The 24,860-nt window shown below is 72.9% G+C and carries 18 protein-coding genes; 6 read left to right on the forward strand and 12 right to left on the reverse strand.

All coding sequences use genetic code 11. From position 1 onward, the window contains the following. Positions 1 to 3: 3 nt before the first annotated feature. The 3 genes from ACZ7OY_RS10115 to ACZ7OY_RS10125 form a co-directional block, all read right to left on the reverse strand. Positions 4 to 1,272: an SAV2148 family HEPN domain-containing protein gene (locus ACZ7OY_RS10115; RefSeq protein WP_471911208.1), complete on the reverse strand. Its 1,269-nt coding sequence runs from the start codon at positions 1,270 to 1,272 to the stop codon at positions 4 to 6. Positions 1,273 to 1,344: 72 nt separating this feature from the next. After that, positions 1,345 to 2,664: a copper amine oxidase gene (locus ACZ7OY_RS10120; RefSeq protein WP_471910965.1), complete on the reverse strand. Its 1,320-nt coding sequence runs from the start codon at positions 2,662 to 2,664 to the stop codon at positions 1,345 to 1,347. Positions 2,665 to 2,716: 52 nt separating this feature from the next. Next, on the reverse strand, positions 2,717 to 3,529 hold the full coding sequence (locus ACZ7OY_RS10125; RefSeq protein ID WP_471910966.1) for a Tat pathway signal sequence domain protein: 813 nt from the start codon (positions 3,527 to 3,529) through the stop codon (positions 2,717 to 2,719). Positions 3,530 to 3,709: 180 nt separating this feature from the next. Here ACZ7OY_RS10125 and glgX point away from each other — a divergent pair, with 180 nt between their 5' ends. The 3 genes from glgX to ACZ7OY_RS10140 all read left to right on the forward strand — a co-directional run bounded on the left by glgX (position 3,710) and on the right by ACZ7OY_RS10140 (position 9,887). Then, the gene (gene glgX / locus ACZ7OY_RS10130; protein ID WP_471910967.1) at positions 3,710 to 5,833 is read left to right on the forward strand and encodes a glycogen debranching protein GlgX; all 2,124 of its coding nucleotides are present in this window, start codon (positions 3,710 to 3,712) and stop codon (positions 5,831 to 5,833) included. Positions 5,834 to 5,923: 90 nt separating this feature from the next. Beyond that, the gene (treY, locus tag ACZ7OY_RS10135; RefSeq protein ID WP_471910968.1) at positions 5,924 to 8,434 is read left to right on the forward strand and encodes a malto-oligosyltrehalose synthase; all 2,511 of its coding nucleotides are present in this window, start codon (positions 5,924 to 5,926) and stop codon (positions 8,432 to 8,434) included. A 202-nt stretch (positions 8,435 to 8,636) separates the two neighbouring features. Next, entirely contained in the window at positions 8,637 to 9,887 is a 1,251-nt protein-coding gene (locus ACZ7OY_RS10140; RefSeq protein ID WP_471910969.1) for a M14 family zinc carboxypeptidase, read from the forward strand. Between the two features lie 24 nt (positions 9,888 to 9,911). Here ACZ7OY_RS10140 and ACZ7OY_RS10145 read toward each other — a convergent pair whose 3' ends face one another. The 3 genes from ACZ7OY_RS10145 to ACZ7OY_RS10155 all read right to left on the reverse strand — a co-directional run bounded on the left by ACZ7OY_RS10145 (position 9,912) and on the right by ACZ7OY_RS10155 (position 12,478). After that, positions 9,912 to 10,433: an SSI family serine proteinase inhibitor gene (locus tag ACZ7OY_RS10145; protein ID WP_471910970.1), complete on the reverse strand. Its 522-nt coding sequence runs from the start codon at positions 10,431 to 10,433 to the stop codon at positions 9,912 to 9,914. Beyond that, positions 10,430 to 11,749 (reverse strand): M14 family zinc carboxypeptidase, encoded by a 1,320-nt coding sequence (locus tag ACZ7OY_RS10150; RefSeq protein WP_471910971.1) that lies wholly within the window; start codon positions 11,747 to 11,749, stop codon positions 10,430 to 10,432. Before ACZ7OY_RS10150 ends, ACZ7OY_RS10145 begins: the two co-directional genes overlap by 4 nt. Positions 11,750 to 11,926: 177 nt before the next feature. After that, the gene (locus ACZ7OY_RS10155) at positions 11,927 to 12,478 is read right to left on the reverse strand and encodes an FHA domain-containing protein (protein WP_471910972.1); all 552 of its coding nucleotides are present in this window, start codon (positions 12,476 to 12,478) and stop codon (positions 11,927 to 11,929) included. Positions 12,479 to 12,652: 174 nt separating this feature from the next. Here ACZ7OY_RS10155 and treZ point away from each other — a divergent pair, with 174 nt between their 5' ends. Beyond that, positions 12,653 to 14,398: a malto-oligosyltrehalose trehalohydrolase gene (gene treZ / locus ACZ7OY_RS10160; RefSeq protein ID WP_471910973.1), complete on the forward strand. Its 1,746-nt coding sequence runs from the start codon at positions 12,653 to 12,655 to the stop codon at positions 14,396 to 14,398. Positions 14,399 to 14,665: 267 nt separating this feature from the next. On the opposite strand, the gene ACZ7OY_RS10165 is transcribed toward treZ, so the two are convergent. The 4 genes from ACZ7OY_RS10165 to ACZ7OY_RS10180 form a co-directional block, all read right to left on the reverse strand. Then, the gene (locus ACZ7OY_RS10165) at positions 14,666 to 15,646 is read right to left on the reverse strand and encodes an aminoglycoside phosphotransferase family protein (RefSeq protein WP_471910974.1); all 981 of its coding nucleotides are present in this window, start codon (positions 15,644 to 15,646) and stop codon (positions 14,666 to 14,668) included. 64 nt (positions 15,647 to 15,710) lie between these two features. After that, positions 15,711 to 16,838 carry an aminopeptidase P family protein gene (locus tag ACZ7OY_RS10170; RefSeq protein ID WP_471910975.1) on the reverse strand — a complete coding sequence of 376 codons (1,128 nt, stop codon included), beginning with the start codon at positions 16,836 to 16,838 and terminating at the stop codon, positions 15,711 to 15,713. 265 nt (positions 16,839 to 17,103) lie between these two features. Next, positions 17,104 to 17,718 carry a PDZ domain-containing protein gene (locus ACZ7OY_RS10175; RefSeq protein ID WP_471910976.1) on the reverse strand — a complete coding sequence of 205 codons (615 nt, stop codon included), beginning with the start codon at positions 17,716 to 17,718 and terminating at the stop codon, positions 17,104 to 17,106. Positions 17,719 to 17,855: 137 nt separating this feature from the next. Continuing rightward, positions 17,856 to 18,266, reverse strand: coding sequence for a Fur family transcriptional regulator (locus ACZ7OY_RS10180; protein ID WP_351602002.1), 411 nt, complete (start codon positions 18,264 to 18,266; stop codon positions 17,856 to 17,858). A 293-nt stretch (positions 18,267 to 18,559) separates the two neighbouring features. On the opposite strand from ACZ7OY_RS10180, the gene katG reads away from it, so the two are divergent. Beyond that, positions 18,560 to 20,788, forward strand: a complete 2,229-nt coding sequence (katG, locus tag ACZ7OY_RS10185; protein WP_471910977.1) for a catalase/peroxidase HPI — start codon at positions 18,560 to 18,562, stop codon at positions 20,786 to 20,788. A 106-nt stretch (positions 20,789 to 20,894) separates the two neighbouring features. Here katG and ACZ7OY_RS10190 read toward each other — a convergent pair whose 3' ends face one another. Further along, positions 20,895 to 21,788 carry a LysR family transcriptional regulator gene (locus ACZ7OY_RS10190; RefSeq protein ID WP_471910978.1) on the reverse strand — a complete coding sequence of 298 codons (894 nt, stop codon included), beginning with the start codon at positions 21,786 to 21,788 and terminating at the stop codon, positions 20,895 to 20,897. Positions 21,789 to 21,875: 87 nt separating this feature from the next. On the opposite strand from ACZ7OY_RS10190, the gene ACZ7OY_RS10195 reads away from it, so the two are divergent. Beyond that, positions 21,876 to 22,613, forward strand: a complete 738-nt coding sequence (locus ACZ7OY_RS10195; protein ID WP_471910979.1) for a CTP synthase C-terminal region-related (seleno)protein — start codon at positions 21,876 to 21,878, stop codon at positions 22,611 to 22,613. Here ACZ7OY_RS10195 and cyc2 read toward each other — a convergent pair. Beyond that, complete coding sequence (gene cyc2, locus ACZ7OY_RS10200) at positions 22,594 to 24,753, reverse strand: germacradienol/geosmin synthase Cyc2 (protein ID WP_471910980.1); 2,160 nt, start codon at positions 24,751 to 24,753, stop codon at positions 22,594 to 22,596. The genes ACZ7OY_RS10195 and cyc2 overlap by 20 nt on opposite strands. Positions 24,754 to 24,860 lie beyond the last annotated feature (107 nt).

Raw genomic sequence — 24,860 nt, forward strand, 5'->3', positions numbered from 1 at the left:
AGTTCAGGACACAGGACGCGAATCGGCCCAAGCGAGCTCGAACTCCTCGCGGTACGCCGAGAAGAGGCCGCCTTCGTCCACTTCGCCCGACTTGACCACCCGGTTGCCGTTGCGCAGCACCAGCACCGGCGCCTCCATGCCCCGGGTGCGCCGCAGATAGGACTGCACGACCGCGACGCCGTCCGAGCCGTCGCCGTCGACGAGGTAGGCGGTGAAGCGCGGGGTCTCGTCGTAGACCTGGATCTGGAAGGCGTCCGGGTCGCGCAGCCGGGAGCGGACCCGGCGCATGTGCAGGATGTTCATCTCCACGGCCCGGCTGAGCTCGCTGCGTTTCAGGCCGAGCTCGCGCTCGCGGCGCTTGACCGCGCTGGAGGCCGGGTTCAGGAACAGCAGCCGCACCCGCGCGCCCGCCTCGGCCAGCCGCACCAGGCGCCGCCCGGAGAAGTTCTGCACGAGCAGGTTGAGGCCGATGCCGATGGCGTCGAGCCTGCGGGCACCGCCGAAGATGTCCTCGGCCGGGAACCGGCGCAGCAGCCGCACACGGTCGGAGTGGACGGCGACCACGTCCGCGTAGCGGTCGCCGACCAGGTCCTCGACCGCGTCGACGGGCAGCCGCCGGGCGGAGGGCACGTCGCCGCTCGGGGCGAGCATCTCCAGGAGCCGGGCGGAGGCCCGCTCGGCCTGGTTCAGGACGGCCTCGGACAGGGCCCGGTTGCGGGAGACGACGTTGCGGGTGACTTCCAGTTCGTCCAGGGCGAGTTCGACGTCCCGGCGCTCGTCGAAGTAGGGCTCGAAGCACGGCCAGTGCTGCACCATCAGCTCGCGCAGCTGGGGCAGCGTGAGGAAACTGATCACGTTGTCGTCGGCCGGGTCGAGGAGATAGCCCTTGCGGCGGCTGACCTCGCGCACGGCGACCGCGCGCTGCACCCACTCCTGGCCGGCGGGCCCGGCCGCGGCGACCACCCACTCGTCGCCGTGGACGGGTTCGTAGACGGGACGCAGGACGGCGGCCACGACCGCGCGCAGCCGCTGTTCGACGAGGTTCAGCCAGATGTAGGCCCGGCCGGCCCGCTGGGCGCGCGTACGCACCTCCCGCCAGGCGTCGGCGTCCCAGTCCAGCTCCGGCCCGATGGAACCGGTGCCCATGGGCCGCGCCAGCGACACCGTGCCGGGCGGGACTTCTGCCGAGTTCCCCTCGTGACCCTCGTCACCAGGGGGCAACTCAAGCCCTCCCGAGCCCACCCGCGCACCGCCTTCCGCTCCCCCGAGCATCCCCGTCCCAACGATCAAGGAAGGGTACTCCGGGAGCGGTCGGCGGTGCAGCCGGATGGCCATGGTCGTTTCTCAACTACGAGGTTCCACTTGACCGTTCTGCCCCGCGAGGGCGGCCGGAGTGAGCGGATTCATAGCGGTCACGTCCCTGGGTGCGATCGAAAAGCCCTGCCAGTGGACGGGCATGGGCTGCTGGTCCTCGTCCCGGGCTATGTGGTGGAAGCCCACGTTCACCCACACGACGGGGTGGGTGAGGGTCTGTCCGTTGACCCAGGTGTCGACCGACTTCCCGTGCCCGGCACCGCAGTTGAGCGGGTTGTTGCTGGCGTACTGCTCGCACTTGTTGTACTCGGTGAAGTACACGTCGTGCTTGGTGAAGGCGCGGCCCGGGTACTTGGCGGTGGGCCCGGGGACGAGCTCGTAGGAACGCGCGTGGCCGTCCTTGTTCTTGCCGGTCGCGCTGACGACGCGCCACCAGCGCATGTCCTTGGCGTCGCCCGCGAGTTCCTTGGTGACGTTGGTGCGGGTGGTCTTGTTGGTCGGGCCCTGTCCGCCCGCGGCGGGCGGACTGACGACCGAGTCGTACTGCTCGACGCGGCCCTTGGAGGAGCCGTCGAGGCCGAAGTCGAGCCGCCAGAACACGTTGTGGCTGTGGCTGGTGGCGTAGGCCCTGGCGCCCTTGCCGAGCGGCCAGCCGCGGCCGTCGCCGGCGTCGTAGTCGTACGGCGAGAGGCTGCCGGTGGCGCCGACGTTCATGTTGACGGTGCCGTCGTCCTGGAACCGCCACTCCGTCATGTACTCGTACCAGCCGACCTTGTTGACCGTGTAGACGAGCAGGTCCTTGCCCTGGGCCTGGTACACCTTGTCGCCGGTGTCGGCCTGCATGCGGTAGGCGTGTCCGCGCGAACGGGTCGTGGTGCACAGGCCCTTGACGTTCGGGTGCGCGGGGTCCATGCCCTCGGGCACCTTGACCGACCGGATGGTGCCGCCGGGGCACTCGGCGGGGGCCAGGTTCACCAGCCCCGAGCCGAAGTTGTAGTCGGTGACGTCGTTGAACTCGTTCTTGCCGTCGTCGTAGGGCACATGGATCTGGGCGAGCTTGGCGCTGTTGAGGACCTTGATCGGAGCGGCCTCGCCGGGCGGCTGGTAGGAGACGTCCTCCAGGACCAGCCCGGACCTGCTCTCGAAGCGCCAGCACATGCGCCAGGTCGTGCCGCTGGCGAGTTTCTGTTCGATCCGGAAGGCGGTGCTGCACGCCGGCGCCGGCGCCGTGGGGGCCGTCTTCGGCCGGGCGGCCGCCGGTCCCGCGGCGGTCGTCACTCCGGCGGCCAGCGCCACCAGGGACAGTCCCACCACCGCGGTGCGGGCACGGCCGATTCTGTTCACGCGCATGAGGAAATGACTCCCTTGAGGAGGTGGTTTTGCGGGCTGGACGCGGCGTGCCTCAGCGGGCGAGCGAGGCGACCTTGCGGGCGCTCAGGTCGATGACGAGCGACCTGGCGTCGATCCACGGCCCGTTCTTGACCTTCGGGAACAGCCGCACACAGCGGTGCTCGCCGCACTTGTCGAGCACGGCGGACTGGGCACCCGGCGTGGCCCGGTAGACCATGCCGGTGATCAGCAGCTGGTCCGGCGAGGTCAGCTCCTGGCCCGTGGCGTCCTTGTAGTCCGCCTTCAGGCCCGCGCCCGCCGGATCGGCGATCAGCAGCCGGGCGGCCTCGGTCTGTTCGTCCCGGCTCAGCGGCGGCTGGACACCGTGCTGGGTGCCGGTCCGCTCCACCTTCCCGGTGTCCAGGTTCACGGTCCGGGTGACGAGCGTGTCGTCGCGGTAGTCGTAGAACGTGACGTCCGCGCGGCGCGGCGCGTCCGGGTCGTCGAGTTCCGCGGTCTCCGGCTCGGCGAGGTCGACGCCGATGCGCTGCGGGCCGCGTCCGCCCGTCACGTTCTCCCCCGAGGCGAGCGACTGTCCGCCCAGCGCGATCCGCTCGACCCGCTTCGTCTCGTCGTCGGTCAGCGGGTCCCGGCCCGTGCCCTTGGCTCCCTCGGCCGGTGCCGGTGCCACGACTCCCGGCCCGACCGTGGCGCCGCCCTGACCGGCGGCCGCCTGCCGGGCCGAATGCCCGCCCTTGCCCGCTCCCGTCTCGTCCGCCCCCGCCGTGCCGGGCAGGGTGATCGCGGCCGCGACGGCGGTCCCCACCACCGCCATGGCCGCTCCGGCCACCACCTTTCCCAGGTGGCGGTGCACTATCTCGCGCACGTGTTCCCCCTACTCCCCCAAAGCACCGGGAGTAACTGTTTGCCCCGATTGTTCGGCATACGTCGTATGCACTGGTCGGACGGTAAGAGGGGCGTAAGTCACAGGTGGTTCCATCACTTTCGGGCAGACTCGGGACCAAGGCGCCCCCAGCGCCGCCGTCCACCTGAAAGAGTCGTGTCCATGCAGGTCTGGCCTGGAGAGGCGTACCCACTCGGTGCCACGTACGACGGCGCCGGCACCAATTTCGCGGTCTTCACGGAGTCCGCCGACCGAGTCGAGCTGTGTCTGCTGCACGACGACGGCTCGGAGACGGCGGTCGAGCTGCGCGAGAGCGACGCATTCGTACGGCACGCGTACGTGCCCGGCGTCATGCCGGGCCAGCGGTACGGCTTCCGGGCGCACGGCCCGCACGCCCCCGAGCGCGGACTGCGCTGCAACTCGGCGAAGCTGCTGCTCGACCCCTACGCGAAGGCGGTCAGCGGCTCGGTCCGGTGGGGTGAGGAGGTGTACGGCTACCACTTCGGCAGCCCCGACCGGCGCAACGACCTGGACTCCGCGCCGCACACGATGACCTCGGTCGTGGTCAACCCGTACTTCGACTGGGGCGACGACCGGCGGCCGCGCACCGAGTACCACCACACGGTGATCTACGAGGCCCATGTCAAGGGCCTCACGATGCGTCACCCGGCGCTGCCCGAGGAACTGCGCGGCACCTACGCGGCGCTCGCCCATCCCGCCGTCATCGACCACCTCACCTCGCTCGGGGTCACCGCGCTGGAGCTGATGCCGGTCCATCAGTTCGTCAACGACCACCGCCTGGTGGACATGGGCCTGAACAACTACTGGGGCTACAACACGATCGGCTTCTTCGCCCCGCACAACGCCTACGCCTCCTGGGGCGACCGCGGGCAGCAGGTCCTGGAGTTCAAGTCGGCGGTACGGGCGCTGCACGAGGCCGGCATCGAGGTGATCCTCGACGTGGTCTACAACCACACCGCCGAGGGCAACCATCTGGGTCCGACGCTGTCCTTCCGGGGTCTGGACAACCCGTCGTACTACCGGCTGGCCGACGATCCCCGCTACTACATGGACACGACGGGCACGGGGAACTCGCTGCTGATGCGGTCCCCGCACGTGCTCCAGCTGATCATGGACTCGCTGCGCTACTGGGTCACCGAGATGCATGTCGACGGCTTCCGGTTCGATCTGGCGGCGACGCTGGCACGGCAGTTCCACGAGGTGGACCGGCTGTCCTCGTTCTTCGACCTGGTGCAGCAGGACCCGGTGGTCTCCCAGGTCAAGCTGATCGCCGAGCCGTGGGACGTCGGCGAGGGCGGCTACCAGGTGGGAAACTTCCCGCCGCTGTGGACCGAGTGGAACGGCAAGTACCGCGACACGGTGCGGGACCTGTGGCGCGGCGAGCCCCGCGCGGTCGCGGAGTTCGCCTCGCGGCTGACCGGCTCGTCCGATCTGTACCAGGACGACGGACGGCGCCCGCTGGCCTCGATCAACTTCGTGACCTGCCACGACGGCTTCACCCTGCACGACCTGGTGTCGTACGACGACAAGCACAACCACGCCAACGGCGAGGACAACCGGGACGGCGAGAGCCACAACCGGTCCTGGAACTGCGGGGTGGAGGGCGAGACGGACGACCCCGCCGTGCTGGCGCTGCGGGAGCGCCAGATGCGCAACTTCGTCGCCACGCTGATGCTCTCCCAGGGCGTGCCGATGATCAGCCACGGCGACGAGGTCGCGCGCACCCAGCGCGGCAACAACAACGCCTACTGCCAGGACAGCGAGCTGGCCTGGGTGAAGTGGCCCGGCACCGACGGCGACGCCGGGGGCGGCGGGCTGCTGGACTTCACCCGGGCACTGGTGCGGCTGCGCAAGGACCATCCGGTCTTCCGCAGGCGGCGCTTCTTCCACGGCCGGCCGGTGGAGGGCACCCACGACGAGCTGTCGGACATCGCCTGGTTCACCCCGGAGGGCAAGGAGATGACCCAGCGGGACTGGGACTCGGCACAGGCGTCGGCGCTCACCGTGTTCCTCAACGGCAACGCGATCTCCGAGCCCGGCCCGCGCGGGGAGCGCATCGCCGACGACTCCTTCCTGCTGATGTTCAATGCCTCGGCGAAGCAGCTGGAGTTCGTGGTTCCGGTCGACCACGGGCAGCAGTGGCAGGTCGTGGTCGACACGGCCCTCCCGGAGGGGGTGGCGCCGCAGACGGGCGAGAAGGTGCGGGCCGGGGACCGGCTGCCCCTGATCGACCGCAGCCTGACGGTCCTGCGGCGGCCCACCTAGGGCCTGTCCGGTGGCGCTCCGGCGGGGGCGTACGGGCGGAGCCGGGTGCGGCGATGTCACGAAAGGCCGCGGGGCGGGTACGTAGGTGCCATGACACCTGAGCGACCCGACCCGACGGTGCCCACCGCCACCTACCGGTTGCAGCTGCAGCCCGAGTTCCCGTTCGGGGCCGCGGCGGAGGTCGTGCCGTACCTGGCCTCGCTCGGCGTCTCGCATGTGCACCTGTCCCCCGTCCTGGAGGCCGTGCCGGGCTCGACGCACGGCTACGACGTCGTCGACCACGCGCGCGTACGGGACGAACTGGGCGGCGAGGACGGGCTGCGCGCGCTGTCGCGCACCGCGCGCGAGCACGGTCTCGGCCTGGTGGTGGACATCGTGCCCAACCACATGGCCATGGCTCCCCGGTACAACCGGGCCCTGTGGGAGGTGCTGCGGGAGGGACCGAAGTCGCCGTACGCGCGCTGGTTCGACATCGACTGGGAGGCACAGGACGGGCAGGTGCTGCTGCCCGTGCTCGGCGGTCCGCTCGGCGCGGAGATCGGGCACCTGGAGGTCGACGGCGACGTCCTGCGCTACCACGACCAGGTGCTGCCGCTGCGGGAGGGCACCGAGGAGCTGCCGCTGCCGCAGCTCCTGGACGCCCAGTGGTACCGCCCCGCGTGGTGGCGGCTGGCCCGTACCGAGCTCAACTACCGGCGTTTCTTCAGCATCTCCGAGCTCGTCGGGGTACGGGTGGAGGACCCGGAGGTCTTCGAGGCCACCCACGCCAAGATCCTCCAGTTGCTCCACGAGGAGGTGATCGACGGCCTGCGGGTGGACCACCCCGACGGGCTCGCCGACCCCGACGGCTATCTGGCGCGGCTGCACGAGGCGACCGGCGGCCGCTGGACGGTCGTGGAGAAGATCCTGGCGGACGGGGAGCAGCTGCCCGCCTCCTGGCCCGTGGCCGGCACCACCGGCTACGACGCCCTGCGGCACGTCGACGGCCTCTTCACGGATGCGGCGGGGACCGGGGAACTCCTGGCCCACTACCGGCGGTTCGCGGCTCCGCAGACCGACCGGGGCGGCGACTGGGCGGCGACGGTACGGCGGGCCGCGTACCGGGTGCTGTCGCACGAGCTGGCCGCCGAGGTCGACCGGCTGACCCGGGTCGCGGTCCGGTTGTGCGCCACGGCACCGGACCCCGCGCTGCGCGACCGGGCGCCCTGGGCGCTGCGGACCGCGCTGCGGGAACTGCTCGTCCGGCTGGAGGTCTACCGGCCCTACGCCTCGGGCGACGCGGCCGCCGCCGTCACCGAGACGGCCGCGGCCGAGGCCCGGCGTGCCTTCGTCGTGCCCGAGGAGGGCGGTGCGGTCGATGTCGTACGGGATCTCGTACTCGGACGGCACGGGGACGGGCCGGGCCAGGCCGAGTTCCGTACGCGCTTCGCGCAGACGGCGTCCGCGCTGCGCGCCAAGTCCGTGGAGGACACCGCGTTCTACCGCTATGTGCCGCTGCTGTCGGGGACCGAGGTCGGCGCGAACCCCGGGCGTCCGGCCGTGTCCCCGGCGGACTTCCACGCCCACTGCGCACGCGTGCAGCGCGACTGGCCGGTCGGCGGCAGCGTGGTGACGACCCATGACACCAAGCGCAGCGCCGATGTCCGGGCGGCCCTCGCCGTGCTGACCGAGTGCCCCGGGCCCTGGGCCGACGTGCTGGCCGAGGTGACCCCCGACGGCGACGGCGGCCCGGACCCCCAGCTGGCGTGGGCGGCCTGGCAGACGGTGTTCGGGCTCGGGCCCGCAGCCCCGGAACGTGTCGACCAGGCGCTGCTGAAGCAGGTGCGGGAGGCCGGCCTGTACACGAGCTGGACCGAGCAGGACCCCTCGTACGAGGAACGGGTGGCGCGGTTCGTCGCGGTGGGGCCCTGCGGGGCGCCGGGTGAGCGGGTGGCCGCCTTCCGGGACGCCCTGGAGCCGCATCTGCGCGCGAACGTGCTGGGTGCGGCCCTGGTCCATCTGACGATGCCCGGCGTCCCCGATCTGTACCAGGGCACGGAGGCCGAGTACCGGGCGCTGGTCGACCCGGACAACCGGCGGCCGGTGCGGTTCCCGCCCGCGGATCCCGGGGAGAAGGGCGCGCTGACCGTGGCCGCGCTGCGGCTGCGCAGGCGGCGGCCCGAGGTGTTCGGGGACGCGGCGACGTACGCGCCGCTGGCCGCGCGGGGCTCGGCGGCGGCGCACTGTCTGGCGTTCGTCCGCTCGGCGACGGTCGTGACGGCGGTGACCCGGCTGTCGCTGCGGCTCACCGAGGCGGGCGGCTGGCGGGACACCCTGCTGTCCCTGCCGCCGGGGCGGTGGGCCGATCTGCTGGCTCCCGGCCGGGAGTTCGCGGGGCACACGCGCGTGGCGGACCTCTTCGCCGAGCGGCCGGTGGCACTGCTGGAACGGATCGACACGGGACAACCGGCCGGAGCGGCGGGCACGACGGAGACGGCGGAGACGGCGGAGGCGGGAGCGGCGGCGGAGGCGGGAGCGCCGGCGGAGGTGGCAGAGACGCCGGTGACGGCAGGCACGGCGGAAGCGGCAGCGACGGACGAGGGCGCCGCGGGCGAGGTGTGACGGTCGGCGCGGACGGGCTGCGGCGGGCCGGGGAGCGCCGGGGGCCGGGGCGGACCGCGGCCGGCGGAGCGCGGGGATCCGGCGGAGATCCGGGAGATCCGGCGGGGAAGCGGGCGATCCGAGGAGGGCCCGCCGCGCATCCTTGACAGTCCACAGAGTCCATGGGGTACTGCGGATGCGAAGCAGGGCGGACCTATCGGGGGTGAGTCTCCTGCCGGAGCAGCGTTACCCCAGCGTTCCCGAACTGGTCGAGTCCGCGGCGGCGTTGGCCGCCCACCGGCCCGGCCTGTGCACGCTGCGGCAGGTGGGCGTCTCGCGTGGTGGCCGACCGCTGCATCTGCTGTCCATGGGCCACGCCCGGCGCGCCGTCCTCGTCGTCGCGGGAGCCCACGCGAACGAACCGGTCGGCGGCTCCACGCTGCTGGCCCTCGCCGCACGGGTGCTGCACGACCAGGAGCTGCGGGCCGACACCTCCTGGCACTTCCTGCTGTGCGCGGACCCCGACGGGGCGAGTCTGCACGTGACGCCGACGCCACGCAGTCTGTTCGACTACCACCTCGGCTTCTTCCGGCCCGCCGGACCGGAGCAGCCGGAGTGGTCGCCGTCCGTGCTGCCGCCCGACCGGCTGCCGCCCGAGACCCGCACCCTGACCAGGGTCATCGACGAGCTGCGGCCCTACCTCCAGGTCTCCCTGCACGGCACCGACCTGGGCGGCAGCTGGATACAGCTGACGAAGGACGTCCCCGGCCTGGCGGAGCCGTTCGCCAAGTCCGCGGCCGAGCTGCACATCCCGGTGGAGACGGGGGCCTCCGACGCCGCGGGCTGGCCGGCCAGCGGGCCCGGGGTGCATGTGATGCCCGCGCCCGGCGCGGGCGCCGCGTACCCGAGCATGCCGGACGACGCACGGCACAGCACCTGGTACCACGCCCACCGGTACGGCGGTCTGACGGCCGTCGTCGAGGTGCCGATGTGGGCGAGCGACCTGGTCGACGACCGCGCGCCGCACCCGGCGCCCGCCGCCGCGATCCGGCGCCTGGCCCACCGGCTGCGGCGCGACGCCATGGAGGTGGAGCAGGTGCTCGCCGAGGCCCTGCCTCGTCTGCCCGGTGTGGACGGGCCGCTGCTGCGGGCCGCGCGCTGGGTGCTGGAGCTGGTGCCGGGCCTGGTCGAGGACTGGATCCACACACCGCCGGCCGACACCACGATGGCGTACGTCGGCAGCGTCGACGCGTTCGCCCGCCGGCTGCCGATGCGTTCGGCGGCGATGCTGCTGCGGGTCCTCCAGGAGAACGACGACCGCGCGGCGCCGCGTCTCGAACAGCTCGTGGCGGCCTGGAGCGACGCCTTCGCGGTACGGTTCCGCGCCCGCTGGGTGCCCTTGGAGCACCAGGTCGAGCACCAGTCCCGTACCGTCGTCGCGGCCGCGCTGCACGCGCGCGACCGCGACGGGTGAGACGGCCCGCGCCACGCACCCCGGTCACTCGTCCAGCGCGAACACCGGGCCGGTCCACGCGGCCAGTACGCAGGAGTTGGTGAAGGTCCGCGTGAACTCGACCGGCCGCCCGCCCCACTCCCCGCGCGCGTGAGCGGTCACCGGGGCGTACACCATCGTGCAGAAGCCGTCCGCCGGCGCGAGGGCGCCGATGTCACCCTTCGCCGAGGCGAGCCGCGCGCAGGCCTGTGCGGCGTGCGCGTGCCCCCGGGGCGGGTCGCACAGCAGCAGGGCGCCACGGGTGTCACCCGGGCGGGTGCCGTCGCCCCGGGTGACGGTGAGCACGAGCCAGTCGCCCGAGCGGACGTCCCGGGCGGCCGCCGGAGCCGACGCGCCGACCGCGAGCAGGGCGGCCGCCGTCAGGAGGGCGCCGCGCGCCGCGTACGCCGTACGTGCCCTGTTCCCCGGGTACGTCGCCTGCCGGTCGTCCCTCGTGCGGGCCGCGTGCCGGTCGTGTCTCGAGTGCCGGTCGTGCCTGGTGTGCGTCGCGTGGTTCGTGTGCGTCATTCAAGGGGCATCGGCACGGCCGTCTCCTGACACCAGTCCCGCTCACCCGAACGGGACTCCTCGCGCGCGTGCGCCGCGGCCAGCTCGAACGTGGCGAGCACCACGCGCGACTGGTACTCCACCTGGCGGGCGACCGGGATCCAGCGGGCCCCGCAGCCGTCGCGGTAGTCGGCGCACCACTCGTCGATGACCCGGTCCAGCTCCTCCAGCGCGTCGTCCGGATCGCCGTCGGCGCCCCGCACCAGCTGGTGCAGCAGCCCCGCCGTACGCAGGGCGAGCCGCCGTCCGGCGATCCGCAGGGCGGCGAGATGGGCGGTGCGCAGGGCGGGCAGGGGGCGCCCCTCACGGATGTCGGGGTCCCACGCGTCGGCCAGGCCGGGACAGACCAGTAAATAGTCGTCGACCGGTGCGAGCAGGCGCGCCACGTCCGGTGAGTCCCCGAGCCGGGGCCGGACCCGGGCGAGGATCAGCTCCAGGAGCCCGGCGTCGTGGCGCAGCGTGCGGCTGACCGTACGCAGCGCCTCGTCCGGTTCGGCGGGCCGGGAGCCGTCCTCGACGCCGGCCACGCCCCACATGGGGGCCTCGATCACGGCGGTGACCGTGCCGTGCCGGTGCGGGTGGAACCAGGTGGACTCGACGGCGGCCTCGGTGATGGCCGCGGCCAGGTCGCCCCGGCTCGGCGGCGGGATCCGGTAGACGGCGGGACCGAGTCCGGGCCAGTACAGGGTGTCGTAGGGACCGAGTTCGCGCGGGATGCCGAGCCGGGACGCGGTGTGCGCGACGCGCCGGTCCAGGCCCGGCAGGTCGCGGGTCAGCTCGACGAAGCCGCCGCCGACGTCGACACCGTGCAGGGAGCACTGGAAGAAAGGTTTCAGTTCGTCCTGGACGCTCAGCAGCGCACGCGTCTCGGGGAGCGTGGCGGCCTCCGCGCCGTCGGGCAGCCACTCGGGCTGTTCGAGGAAGCCGGGACGGAAGAAGTTCCGGAAGTAGTGGCCCAGGGTGTAAGGGCCGGACAGCCAGCCCTCGTTGCGGCGCAGGCCGTCGGGGTCCAGGCACAGCAGCAGGTTCCAGGTGGTGTCCGCGCCGTCGGCGAGGCGGGGTTCGGCCAGGACGCGTTCGGCCAGGCGCAGCGCGGTCGCGCCGCCCACCGGCTCGTTGGCGTGCGGTCCGGCGACCACCAGGGCCTGGCGGGTGCCGTGCCCGACGGACAGCAGCCACAGGGGTGTTCCCGCGCGGGACGTCCCGATCCGGCGCAGCCGGGCGTCCTGGGGGCGTCGGGCGACGAGTGCGGCGGCCCGGGTGCCCAGTTCGTCCACGGTCGGGTAGCGGAGGAGTGGCGGCAGGGCACACCTCCACAATGTGGTGCCGTCGGTTCACCTGGTGTACATGGTGTAAGCACAGTCAGTCATGGCTCGCCGGGTACGTCAACACCGCGGTACGCAAGGGAATGCACGATCTGTCGGCAGGACGGCGCCTGCGTCGGTCCGGGGCCCTCAGTCCGCCGCGAGCCGGAACGCGATGCTCCCGAAGCCGATCTGGTCGCCCTCGCGGACGACGGCCGCGCCGAACACCCGGCGCCCGTTCACCGTCGTGCCGTTGGTCGAGCCGAGGTCGCGCAGCACCCACATGCCGCCCTGGCGGCTGAGTTCGGCGTGCACGCGCGAGACCGTCTCGTGGGTGAGCCTCAGTCCGCTGGCGGGGTCCCGGCCTATCCGCAGCGCGTGCGCGGCTCCCGGGTGCGGCAGCAGCAGCTTGGGCAGCTTCTCGGCCTGCCAGGCCCGGCGCAGTCGTACGGTGAAGCCCGAGACCGCCTCGACGGTGCCGAAAACCGCGCGCGCGAAACGGCTCTCCGTGGGCAGGTCGGCGGTGAGCGCGGCGAGTTCGTCGGAGCGGCGCGCGGCCAGCGCCAGTTCCATGCGCCGGACGAAGGTGTCGTGCGACAGCCGCCCCTTGGCGGCGCCGTCGCGCAACACCTCCAGCGCCCGGTCGCGCTCCGCGTCGGACAGCCGCGCGGGGTACGTGTGGAACTCGAAGGACGACGTCACGCTCGTGATTGTCGGTCAGTGAACCCCGGGTGTCCAGAAAACACAGAAACGGCTCTCCCGTGTGTGCACCTGGACGACACCCCCCGCAAAAGGGAGCATTCAAAGGCGGATTGATCGTGTTTGAAGGACCATGGACGGGCTACATCACGGTGAGCAGACGAAGGGGAACCGTCCGTGCAGTTCGAGGTGTGGGCACCGCAGGCCGACCGGGTGACGCTCCATTGCGGCGGAGTCACGCGCGCGTTGGAACGCGATCCGGCGCGCGGCGGCTGGTGGAGCGGCGAGGCGAAGGCGGCCGACGGCACGCGGTACGGGTTCGCGCTGGACGACGGCCCCGTGCTGCCCGATCCGCGCTCCCGTCGCCAGCCGGACGGCCCGGACGGGCTGAGCGCCGTCGTCGATCACGGGCGGTACGCCTGGCACACCGAGTGGGCCGGCCGGCCGCTGCCGGGGGCCGTGCTGTACGAGCTGCACGTGGGCACGTACACGCCGGAGGGCACCCTCGACGCGGCCGCCGAGCGGCTCGGCCATCTGGTGGAACTGGGTATCACTCACGTCGAGTTGATGCCTCTGTGCCCCTTCCCCGGCCGGCACGGCTGGGGGTACGAGGGGGTGTCGCTGTGGGCGGTGCACGAGCCGTACGGCGGCCCCGAGGCGCTGCGCAGGTTCGTGGACCGGGCCCATGGGCTCGGACTCGGGGTGATCCTGGACGTGGTGCACAACCATCTGGGCCCGTCGGGCAATCACCTGCCCGCGTTCGGCCCGTACTTCACCGACCGGCACCACACCCCCTGGGGTGCCGCGGTCAACCTCGACGGGCCCGGCTCGGACGAGGTGCGCGCCTTCCTGCTCGGCAGCGCGCTGGCGTGGCTGCGGGACTACCGGATCGACGGGCTGCGGCTGGACGCGGTGCACGCGCTGGCGGACACGCGCGCGTGCCACTTCCTGGAGGAGCTGTCGCGGGCGGTGGACCATCTCGGCGCCGACACGGGCCGGCCGCTCTTCCTGATCGCCGAGTCGGACCTGAACGACCCGCGCGTGGTCACCGCGCGCGCGGAGGGCGGCCTCGGCCTGCACGCGCAGTGGAGCGACGACTTCCACCACGCCCTGCACACCGCGCTGACCGGCGAGTCCCAGGGCTACTACGCGGACTTCGCGCGCGCCCCGCTCGCGGCCCTGGCCAAGACGCTCACCGGCGGTTTCTTCCACGACGGCACGTACTCCAGCTTCCGGGGCAGGCACCACGGCCGTGCCCTGGACCGCGGCCGGGTGGCCGCGCACCGGCTCGTCGGCTACAGCCAGACCCACGACCAGGTCGGCAACCGCGCCCAGGGCGACCGGCTGGCGGCCGTGCTCTCCCCCGGGCTGCTGGCCTGCGCGGCGGCGCTGACCCTGACGGCCCCCTTCACGCCGATGCTGTTCATGGGCGAGGAGTGGGCGGCGGGCACGCCCTGGCAGTTCTTCACCGACCACACCGATCCCGAACTCGCCGAGGCGGTACGCCGGGGCAGGCGCCGGGAGTTCACGGCGCACGGCTGGGCCGAGGAGGACGTGCCCGATCCGCAGGACCCGGCGACCCGCGACCGCTCCTGTCTGGACTGGTCCGAGCCGGAGCGCCCGCCGCACGCGCGGGTACTGGACTGGTACCGCCGTCTCGTCGCCCTGCGGCACACCCATCCGGACCTCACCGACCCCGACCTCGCGGACACGAAGGTGGCGTACGACGAGGAGGGCCGCTGGCTCGCCTTCCGCCGCGGTGACGTACGCGTGGCGGTGAACCTCGGCAAGGAGCCGGCGGCGATCCCGCTGGGCACCCGCCCGGCCCGGGTGCTCGCCGCGTGGGAACCGGTGGAGCGGCCGGGGACGGACGGGGTCCTGCTGGTGCCCGGGGAGTCGTGCGTGGTGCTGGAACAGAGCTGACGGGACGGGCGGGGCCGCCCGGGAGCCGGGGCGCGGCCCCGAGGTCCGATCGCCCGGGGGCCCGGTCGTCCGGAGGTCTGGTCGCCCGGAGGTCCGATCGCCCGGAGGTCTGGTCGTCCGGGGGTCCGGCCGTCGAGAGGTCCGGCCGCCCGGAGGTCCGGCCGTCGGGAGGTCTGGTCGCCCGGGGATCCGGCCGTCCGGGGATCCGGCCGTCCGGGGATCCGGCCGTCGGGAGGTCTTGTCCCGGCTTCGGGGCCGGGCGGCGCGTCAGGGCTGTTCCGGGTCGTCCGGACCCTCCTCGCGGAACTCCGTCACGCGCTCCAGCAGGATCGCCTCCCAGGCGCGGCGCAGCTGCGTGCGCAGCAGCGGCAGCGGGCTGTCGCTGCGGCCGTCCAGCCGCTCGGCCAGCGCGAGGACCGTGTCGCAGCGGGCCAGCCACAGGCCGCGCAGGCAGCTGCGGGCGCCGTAGCCGGCGAGGGTCGCGGCGCGCACGGCGGCGGGAGAGCCGACGGCGAGCGCGAGTCCGGCGATGTCCTCCGCGGGGTCGCCGACGACCGCGTGGGTCCAGTCCAGGACCCCGCGCACCCGGCCGTCGGCACTGACCACGAGGTGCTCGCCGCGCAGACCGTGGTGGACGAGGACGGCCGTGCCGGGCTGGGCGGCGAGCTGGGCCGCCCCCTGCGGGGTCAGCTGGTGCAGCAGAGCGGCGTCGAACTCGTCGGCGGCGCGCAGGAGTTCCGCGGCCGGTACGGCCATCCGGCGCAGCGCCTCCAGCGAGCGGGCCGGGGCGTGCGGTACGCCGAGGATCTCGATCTGCCGGGCGGGCACCTCGCGCATCCCGGTGAGCAGTCCGGCCAGGTCGGCCTCGCCGACGGCCGACACCTCGTGCTCCTCCGCGGTGCCGCCGGGCACCTTGGTGTCCAGCGTGTAGGCGAGTCCGGGCGCCCAGTCGCCGTGCGCCGCGCTGACCGGTACGGCGACCGGGACATGGGGGCGGACGAGATCGCGCAGGCGCAGTTCACGGCGGCGCCGGGCGGTCGCCTCACGGTCGGTGGCGAGCCGCAGCACATGGCGGGTGCCGACCCACCACGTGGTGGACCCGGTCTCGGCGACGGGCCGGACGTCGGGTCCGGCGGCGTCCCGCGCGCCGGTGCCCGCCTCGGCCGTCCTGCCCTCCTCGCCCTCCTTCGTCAGGGAACGGACCAGTCGGCGGACGGTGTCCGCGGTCGGTGTCGGTGCCTGGGTCATGGGCCGCGCCGTCGCTCGGGGGTGTCGTCTCACGGGTTTCCTGGAGGTCCTGCGGACGTGGCCGTCAGTCCACGACGACCATCTCCCTGGTCGTGTCGTTGAGGCGGCGGCCGCCGTCCTCGGTCACCGTCACGATGTCCTCGATGCGCACCCCGAAGCGGCCGGGCAGGTAGATGCCGGGTTCGACGGAGAAGCACATGCCGGGGACCAGGGGCTGTTCCTCGCCCTCGATCATGTACGGCGGCTCATGGGTGGTGACGCCGATGCCGTGGCCGGTGCGGTGGATGAAGTACGGGCCGTACCCGGCGTCCTCGATGACCTTGCGGGCGGCCCGGTCGACCTCCTGGCAGGCGACACCCGGCCGCACGGCCCGGAAGCCCGCCTCCTGGGCCGCGCGCACGAGGTCGTGGACCGTCCGTTCCTCGTCCGTGGGCTCGCCCACGTGGACCGTGCGGCTGGTGTCGGAGCCGTAGCCGTCCTTGAGGCCGCCGAAGTCGAGGACGACCATGTCGCCGCGTTCGATGACCCGGTCGCCCACCTCATGGTGCGGGTTGGCGCCGTTCGGTCCTGAGGCGACGATGGTGAAGTCGACCTGGGAGTGACCGTGGCGGCGCAGCAGGCCCGCGAGGTCGGCGGCGACGTCGGACTCCCGGCGGCCGGCGAAGCGGACGTCGCGGATCTCCTCGAACGTCGCGTCCGCGGCCGCGCCCGCGGCGGCCAGCAGCTCCAGCTCCGCCGGGTCCTTGACGGCGCGCAGCATCGGCAGGTCGTCGGTGAGGGAGACGTACGAGGTGCCGGGCAGCGCTCTTTGCAGGGCGAGCAGATGCAGCGCCCAGGCGTTGTCGCTGATCCCGAAGGTTCCGGTGGTGTCGAGGAGGCCCGCGGTGAGCGCGTAGGGGTCCTTGCCGTCGGTCCAGTCCCGCAGCGCCAGGGCGGGCGCCCCCGTGGCCTTGGCGGCGTCGGGGGCCTCCAGGGTGGGGACGACGAGGACGGGATCCTGACCGGCGGCGAGGACGAGCAGGGTGAGCCGCTCGGTGGCCGCGGGCGGCGCGTACCCGGTGAGCCAGACGAGGTCGGGGCCCGGTGCCACCAGGAGCCCGGCCAGCCCGGCGTCCGCCGCGGCGCGGGCGGCCCGGTCCATCCGGGCTCTGTAGTCGTCTGCGGTGAAGCGCGCGGCCGTGCTGCCGGTCATCCGGGCCTCCCTGGGCGGACGAAGAGGGACTACGGGCAGCATCCTGCCCGGCCGGAGGGGCCCGCGCGAGCCGGTCGGCCCACACTCGTCCACCGTGTTCCGGCGAGAGCCACCGCTCGCCCTTCCACCACCCGCCGCGGGCCCGGCGCGCGGCCGACGCGGCACCGTCGTCCTGACCGTGACCGCCGGTCGGCTCGTACGGCGAGATGACGAGGCGGCGACGCCAGACAGCGCGACGCCAGACAGCGCGACGCCAGACAGCGCGTCAGGTGACGACACCCGGGACGGCCCTCAGCCGCTGGTGGCCGCCGTTGTGGTGCCGGACGGTCAGGGTGACCTCCCGGCCGGGGCGGGCGCGGGCGACGGCGTGCGCGAGGTCGGCCGCCGAGCCGATCCGGGTCCGGCCGAAGGCGAGCAGCACGTCTCCGCGGACCAGCCCCGCCCGGTACCCGGGGCCGGGGACGTGGACGCCGACGACCAGCGCCCCGGGCCGGCCGGCGTCGACCGCCTCGACGCCGAGGGTCGCCGTGGTAGCGGTGAGAGCGGTGGGCGGCAGGGATGCCCGTGCCCCCGGCGACACGGCGGCACCGGAGCGGCCCGCGGCGGGCTCGGGGCCGGCTGTTCCCGGGCCGTGGGAGCCCGCCGCCCCGCGCTGGAGCTCGGCGAGCTTGCCCATGCTGATCACCGTGGCCCCCACCGTCCCGAGTCCCACCCCGGACAGCACCAGCGCCGTCCCCAGGAGCAGGCCGGACAGCAGGGTCGTGAGCCGTCGGCCGCGGCGGCGCGCGGCATACGGGCGCCGGGTACCGTCCTCGGGCCCGGCAGCACCCGGCGGCTTCCGTCCGGGCATCGGTTTGGGACGCAACGCGGTCTCTTCCATGGATCGCCTCCGCCCGGTGCTCTACCCGGAGCACCGGCGCGGGACGAGACACGAACGAGTGAGACTGACCCGGGGCCGGGGACGGGCATCATCCGGTCGACGTGCCCCGCACCCCACTCACCGCGTCCGAACAGTCCCTACGCGCAGGCGGGGCACAGTCCCCGGTAGGTGACCTCGACCTCGGAGACCGTGAAACCGAACCGTTCCACCGCCGGAAGGTCGGCCAGCGGATCGCCGGTGGGATGGACGTCGCGGATGGTGCCGCAGTTGGAGCACACGAGGTGATGGTGCGGCCGGTGCGCGTTGGGGTCGTACCGCTTGGCGCGGCCGTCGGTGGAGACCTCTATGACCTCGCCGAGGGTGACCATCTCGCCGAGCGTGTTGTAGACGGTCGCACGGGAGATCTCGGGCAGCCGCTGGGCAGCACGGGCGTGCACCTCGTCAGCAGTGAGGTGCACGTGGTCGCCGTCGAGGACCTCCGCAACGACACGCCGCTGGGAGGTCATCCGCCAGCCACGGCCTCGCAGTCGCTCCAGCAGGTCACTCATATCGGTTCACCTATTCACGTTCGGTGGGACACCCGGGATTTTACCAGTGGACATCCGGGTTCCTACCGGATATGGGTTTAGTGTGCTTCTTGACTAAGACTCTGTCCATTGTAGGATCGGATCAGGCGCTGGCCAAGGGACAGAAAGACACCAGTACGACAGGAGCGGAGGCAGTGACTGTGCGAGGCTTTTCTCGCGCTCACCGCAGCTCTACGGGAGTCGGTGTCCCGTCCGTCCCTCCTCCCGCGGCCCCTGAGCACAGTGATCCGCCCGTCCGGAAGGATTCCCATCCCATGTCCGAGAACCACGACGCAATCGTCACCGACGCGAAGTCCGGGGGCGCAGGTGGTTGCCCGGTTGCGCACGAGCGCGCCGCGCACCCGACGCAGGGCGGTGGAAACCGCCAGTGGTGGCCGGAACGGCTCAATCTGAAGATCCTTGCCAAGAACCCCGCCGTGGCGAACCCGCTCGGCGAGGACTTCGACTACGCCGAGGCGTTCGAGAGCCTCGACCTCGCCGCCGTCAAGCGGGACATCGCCGAGGTGCTCACGGACTCGCAGGACTGGTGGCCGGCCGACTTCGGCAACTACGGCCCGCTCATGATCCGGATGGCCTGGCACAGCGCGGGCACCTACCGGATCAGCGACGGCCGTGGCGGCGCGGGCGCCGGGCAGCAGCGCTTCGCCCCGCTCAACAGCTGGCCGGACAACGGCAACCTCGACAAGGCCCGCCGTCTGCTGTGGCCGATCAAGAAGAAGTACGGCCAGAGCATCTCGTGGGCCGACCTCATGATCCTCACCGGCAATGTCGCCCTGGAGACGATGGGCTTCAAGACCTTCGGCTTCGCCGGCGGCCGCCCGGACGTCTGGGAGGCGGACGAGGACGTCTACTGGGGTCCCGAGACCACCTGGCTCGACGACCAGCGCTACACCGGTGACCGCGAGCTGGAGAACCCGCTCGGCGCGGTCCAGATGGGTCTGATCTACGTCAACCCCGAGGGCCCCAACGGCAACCCGGACCCGCTGGCCGCGGCCCGCGACATCCGCGAGACGTTCCGCCGGATGGCGATGAACGACGAGGAGACGGTCGCCCTCATCGCGGGCGGTCACACCTTCGGCAAGACCCACGGCGCGGGCCCGGCGGAGAACGTCGGCGCCGACCCCGAGGCCGCCTCGATGGAGCAGCAGGGCCTGGGCTGGAAGAGCACCTTCGGCACCGGCAAGGGCGCCGACGCGATCACCAGCGGCCTGGAGGTCACCTGGACCGCCACGCCGACGCAGTGGGGCAACGGCTTCTTCGACAACCTGTTCGGCTACGAGTGGGAGCTGACCCAGAGCCCCGCCGGCGCCCACCAGTGGGTGGCGAAGGACGGTGCCGGCGCCGGAACCATCCCGCACGCCCACGACGCGTCGAAGAGCCTGGCCCCGACCATGCTCACGACCGACCTCGCGCTGCGCCTCGACCCGGCCTACGAGCCGATCTCGCGCCGCTTCCACGAGAACCCCGAGGAGTTCGCGGACGCGTTCGCCCGCGCCTGGTTCAAGCTGACCCACCGCGACATGGGCCCGCTCGCGCGCTACCTCGGCCCGGAGGTCCCCTCCGAGGTGCTGATCTGGCAGGACCCGATCCCCGCGGTCACGCACGAGCTCGTGGACGCCGACGACGTGGCCGCCCTCAAGGCCCAGATCCTCGCCTCGGGTCTGTCGGTGTCGCAGCTGGTGTCCGCCGCATGGGCGTCGGCGTCGACCTTCCGCGGCAGCGACAAGCGCGGCGGCGCCAACGGCGCGCGCGTGCGTCTTCAGCCGCAGAGCGGCTGGGAGGCCAACGACCCCGACCAGCTCGCCCAGGTGCTGCGCACCCTGGAGGGCATCCGGGAGTCCTTCGACTCCGCGCAGTCCGGCGGCAAGAAGATCTCCCTCGCCGACCTGATCGTGCTCGCGGGTTCCGCGGCCGTCGAGAAGGCCGCCAAGGACGCCGGTGTCGACGTCGAGGTCGCCTTCACGCCGGGCCGTGCGGACGCCTCGCAGGACCAGACCGACGTGGAGTCGTTCGCCGCGCTGGAGCCGGCGGCCGACGGGTTCCGCAACTACCTCGGCAAGGGCAACCGCCTGCCGGCCGAGTACCTGCTGCTGGACCGGGCGAACCTGCTGACCCTGAGCGCGCCGGAGATGACGGTCCTCGTCGGCGGTCTGCGCGTGCTGGGCGCGAACCACAAGCAGTCGTCGCTCGGTGTCCTCACCGACACCCCCGGGGTGCTGACGAACGACTTCTTCACCAACCTGCTCGACCTGGACACGACGTGGAAGGCGACCTCCGAGGACGCGACCACGTTCGAGGGCCGTGACGCCTCCGGCCAGGTCAAGTGGACCGGCAGCCGCGCCGACCTGGTCTTCGGCTCCAACTCCGAGCTGCGCGCGCTCGCGGAGGTCTACGCGAGCGACGACGCGAAGGAGAAGTTCGTGAACGACTTCGCCGCCGCGTGGACCAAGGTCATGGACCTGGACCGGTTCGACCTCGTCTGACCGTCCGTCCCACCTCCCGCACCTGACAGGACGTCCAGGCCGGCCCGCACGGGCCGGCCTGGACGTCCTTGCGCTTGCGGCGGCCGGGCCGGCCGCCCCGCTCGTCTCACCCTCGGTGCACCGGCGTCCCGGCGGCCCCGTCGTCGAGCAGCGCCGCCGCCAGTCGGGCCGCCGAGCCGCGCGGTGTGCCCAGGTGCACCAGTTCGGTGCGGTGCACGACACGCGGCTGTGTGAGCGGCACGGCGACGACGCCCGGCACCCCGGTGGCGGCCGCCCGGGGCAGCAGGGTCAGCCCGTGCCCCGCGGCCGCCAGGGCCATGAGGACGCGGACGTCCGTCCCGTCGTACCGCAGCGCCGGGCGGAAGCCGGACCCGCCCGCGGCGGCCCGGAGCTGGGCCAGCGGCAGCCCCGCGTCGGGCGCGTCCAACCAGCGGGCGTGGGCGAGGTCGCCGAGGCGCAGCCCCGAACGGCCGGCCAGCGGATGGGCGTCGGGCAGCAGTACGCAGACGGACTCCTCACCGACGCCGTACACCGTCAGGGGTGCCACGTCGGGCAGCCGCAGCGGATCACTGGGGGCGGCCAGTCCGTCGACCAGTCCGAGGTCCGCGCGGCCGGCGGCGACGGCCTCGGGCACCTCGTCGCGGGCCAGCACCCGCAGGGTCACCCCGGCCCGCGGGAGCGCCGCGACGGTACGGGGGCCCAGGGCGGTCGGGGTGGTCGCGAGCGTCAGCCCCTGCTCGGGCGCGGCCGCCCTGCGTACGACGTCCGCACGGGCCGCCTCCAGGCGCAGCAGCAGCGGGCCCGCGTGCTCCAGGAGCCGCTCGCCGGCCGGAGTGGGGGCGACCGGGCGCCGGGTGAGCAGGTCGGCGCCGAGGTCCTGTTCCAGCGCGGCGATGTGCTGGGAGACCGCGGACTGGGTGTAGCCCAGCTCGCGGGCGGCCGCCGAGAAGGAGGCGAGGCGGGCCACGGTGACATAGGTGCGCAGGAGATGCGGGTCCATGTCGCTCAGCATGCCATCAGCAGTTCTTATCGAGCATGCAGGAATCATCGTTGGACGTGAACTGCGGGCGCGCCCAGGATGAGGTGCATGACGCATACCCACACGGCGAGGATCGCCCTGGTCGGCGACCGCTCCCCCCAGGTCGCCTCGCACGCCCGTATCCCCCTTCTGCTGGACGCCCTGGCCGAACGCGACCGGCTCGTCCTCGACGCCTACTGGATCCCCTCCGAGGACGCCACCGCCGAGGGCGCGGTACGCGGCTTCGACGCGGTCTGGGTGGTGCCGGGCAGCCCGTACCGCAGCGAGGCGGGCGTGCTGTCCGCGATCCGGACCGCACGCGAGGAGGGCATCCCGTTCCTCGGCACGTGCGGCGGGTTCCAGCACGCGCTGCTGGAGTTCGCCCGTGACGTCTGCGGACTGACCCGGGTGGCGCACGCCGAGAACGACCCCGGGGCCGACGACTTCCTGATCGAGCCGCTGGCCTGCTCGCTGGCGGGCCACGAGGCGGCGGTGACGGTCGAGCCGGGCTCGCTGGCCCAGTCCGTGATCGGCGCGGAGCACACCGTGGAGCGCTACTTCTGCATGTACGGCCCCTCCCGTCACCTCGACACGCTGCGCGCCCACGGGCTGCGCTTCTCCGGCCACGACGAGGACGGCCAGGTCCGGATCGCGGAACTGCCCGGCCATCCCTTCTACTTGATGTCCCTCTTCCAGCCGGAGCTGGCCGGCGACGGTTCGCGCCCGCACCCGATGGTCAGGGCGCTGGCGCGGGCGGCCGTGGAACACGCTTCGCGGGAAGGCCGGTTCAGCCTGCCGCGGGGGTGAGCGCGGGCGGGCGGTACGGCAGGAATCCGTGCGAACGGCGGGCCAGATAGCCGGACTTGTAGCGGTCGACGGTGCGGTGCCAGTTCAGGATGCCCGCCATCCAGTTCTCCAGGTCGGACACATAGTCCCGCATCACCGCGCGCGCCTCGTCCGAGAGGGCGAAGTCGTCGTAGAGGACGGGCAGTTCGTGCGCGACGACGTGTTCGAACTGGCACATGCGCTGGTTCATCAGGTCGGCGACCACGCGCAGGGCGGCCGGGTAGTCGCAGCCGAAGAAGTTCTGCACGACGAGGACGGCGTTGTGGATCTCGCCCTCGTACTCGATCTCCTTCTGGTAGGAGAAGACGTCGTTGAGCAGGCAGGCGTAGTCGACGGCCGCGTTCTCCAGGGAGCGGACGGGCCCGCTGCGGTACACCTCCGGCGGGACGGCGGGGCCGTGGCCGAGCCGGCACAGGCTCAGGGTGAGGTCGGAGCCGAAGGTGGCCCGCCGCATCTCCAGGTAGTCGACGGGGTCGGGGATCCGGTTCTGGAGCTGGTTGGCCAGCTCCCACAGCCAGCTCTCGGTCATCTTGTCCACGGACTCCCTGAACGTGGCGCGGGCCTCGTCGCTCATCCCGGCCGTGGTGCGCGCCCACAGGTCGGTCAGCCCGCGCTCCATCGCGTTGGCGGGGGCCGGGACCGCCTCCCCGGCGACGGGCATGCAGTCGGACAGCCGCCGGGTGGCCAGCCGGGCGCCGGCGAGATCACCGCGGTGCCCGAAGACGAGGGGGTAGTAGTCGTCGCCGTAGGTCCCCCAGGCCAGCCACCGCGAGCTGAGGTCGAGGGCCTCGGGGGACGCGTCCGGGTCGAGGCCGGCCGCGCACAGCGGGAGGTCGGCCGCGGCGAGCCGGTCCTCGTCCCACACGCCCTCCGCCAGCATGCCGACGCGGTGCATCCAGCCGGTCAGCCGGTGGCGGGCCCCGTCGAGGTGCGGGCTGAGCTCCACCGCGAACGGCATCCGGAGGTCGGGCAGCAGGCTGGGGCCCACCTTCTGGCGCGGCACGTGCGCGTGGGCGCGCAGGCGTTCCGCGGCAGCGACGGCGAGCAGCGCGCCGATGTCCGAGGCGGAGGTGCCGGGTCCGGTCGGGCCGTGCCAGAACGGCACGGCCCGGGCGCCCTGGTTCATGTACCGGCTGGACCTCAGGTGCCATTCGTGACCGCCGGACTGCCAGTCCTGGAGCCCCTTGGTGTACGCCGCCACCGCCGCGATCTCGCCGGGGGTCAGCGCCCGGTCCACGGCGAGGGCGGGCACCTCGGTCACGGCGGTGTGCTCGAACTGGTGCAGCCGTGAGGTGAGGATGTCGTTGACGATGTCGGCGGCCTGCTGTGTGGTGCAGCCGAAGAAGGTCTCCAGGACCAGCACTCCGTTGCTGTTCTCGCCCTCGTCCTGCACCTCCCGCTGGTAGGAGAACAGGTCGTTGCGCAGGTGCACACCGTCGGAGAAGGTCTCCATCAGCACCCGCAGCGGCCTCGATCCGGCGACGGACTCGGGCACTTCTGCGGTGGCGTACTCCACGAGACCCGCCGACCAGGGTGCGCCGCCCACCTTGCGGCGCATCTCGATGTACTCGACGGGGTTGGCGATCCGCCCCTCGTCGATGTTGGACAGCTCCCACATCGACTCGTTGAGCAGGTGCTCGGTGGCGACGGCGAAGCGGCGGCGCCAGGCGGCGGACATCGACGGCACGGTACGCGCCCACAGGTCGGCGAGCCCGGCCTCGACCGGGTTCTGCGGCTGCGGCACGGGAGTTGCCGGGTCCAGCGGCATGAACAGCGGCAGCCGGTCCAGGTGGGCCTTGGCCGCGGCGCGGTCCGGGGTGCGCTTGAACATGTCGAGGAAGTGGTCGTCGAAGAAGAACACCCACACGTACCAGTCGGTGATCAGCGACAGCGCGGGGCCGTCGCAGTCGGGGTGGGCGTAGGCGCAGAGCAGGCCGTAGTCGTGGGCGTCGAGATCGGCCTGCTCCCAGATCCCGGACCCCTCCAGCATGCCCGTCTCGCGCGCCCACCGGGTCGAGTGGGCGCGCGCCTCGTCGAGATGGGGGTTCAACCGCGCGGGGTACGGCATGTAGAAGTGCGGGAGTTCGAACGGCTGCGTCATGGCCGGGCCCTACCCGGGCCCTGCGAGCCGCATCCACCCGGCCGGACATGATCACACCATCGCGTGAATCGGGTCCGAACCGGCCGGATCTCCCGGCCGGTACGCTC

The organism is Streptomyces sp. NPDC107559 (assembly GCF_055657365.1).

Coding starts and splice junctions, on each gene's coding strand:
- ACZ7OY_RS10115 (WP_471911208.1), bottom strand. CDS start 1,272: ATGCTCGGGGGAGCGGAAGGCGGTGCGCGGGTGGGCTCGGGAGGGCTT.
- ACZ7OY_RS10120 (WP_471910965.1), bottom strand. CDS start 2,664: ATGCGCGTGAACAGAATCGGCCGTGCCCGCACCGCGGTGGTGGGACTG.
- glgX (WP_471910967.1), top strand. CDS start 3,710: ATGCAGGTCTGGCCTGGAGAGGCGTACCCACTCGGTGCCACGTACGAC.
- treY (WP_471910968.1), top strand. CDS start 5,924: ATGACACCTGAGCGACCCGACCCGACGGTGCCCACCGCCACCTACCGG.
- ACZ7OY_RS10145 (WP_471910970.1), bottom strand. CDS start 10,433: ATGACGCACACGAACCACGCGACGCACACCAGGCACGACCGGCACTCG.
- ACZ7OY_RS10165 (WP_471910974.1), bottom strand. CDS start 15,646: ATGACCCAGGCACCGACACCGACCGCGGACACCGTCCGCCGACTGGTC.
- ACZ7OY_RS10170 (WP_471910975.1), bottom strand. CDS start 16,838: ATGACCGGCAGCACGGCCGCGCGCTTCACCGCAGACGACTACAGAGCC.
- ACZ7OY_RS10175 (WP_471910976.1), bottom strand. CDS start 17,718: ATGGAAGAGACCGCGTTGCGTCCCAAACCGATGCCCGGACGGAAGCCG.
- ACZ7OY_RS10180 (WP_351602002.1), bottom strand. CDS start 18,266: ATGAGTGACCTGCTGGAGCGACTGCGAGGCCGTGGCTGGCGGATGACC.
- katG (WP_471910977.1), top strand. CDS start 18,560: ATGTCCGAGAACCACGACGCAATCGTCACCGACGCGAAGTCCGGGGGC.
- ACZ7OY_RS10190 (WP_471910978.1), bottom strand. CDS start 21,788: ATGGACCCGCATCTCCTGCGCACCTATGTCACCGTGGCCCGCCTCGCC.
- ACZ7OY_RS10195 (WP_471910979.1), top strand. CDS start 21,876: ATGACGCATACCCACACGGCGAGGATCGCCCTGGTCGGCGACCGCTCC.
- cyc2 (WP_471910980.1), bottom strand. CDS start 24,753: ATGACGCAGCCGTTCGAACTCCCGCACTTCTACATGCCGTACCCCGCG.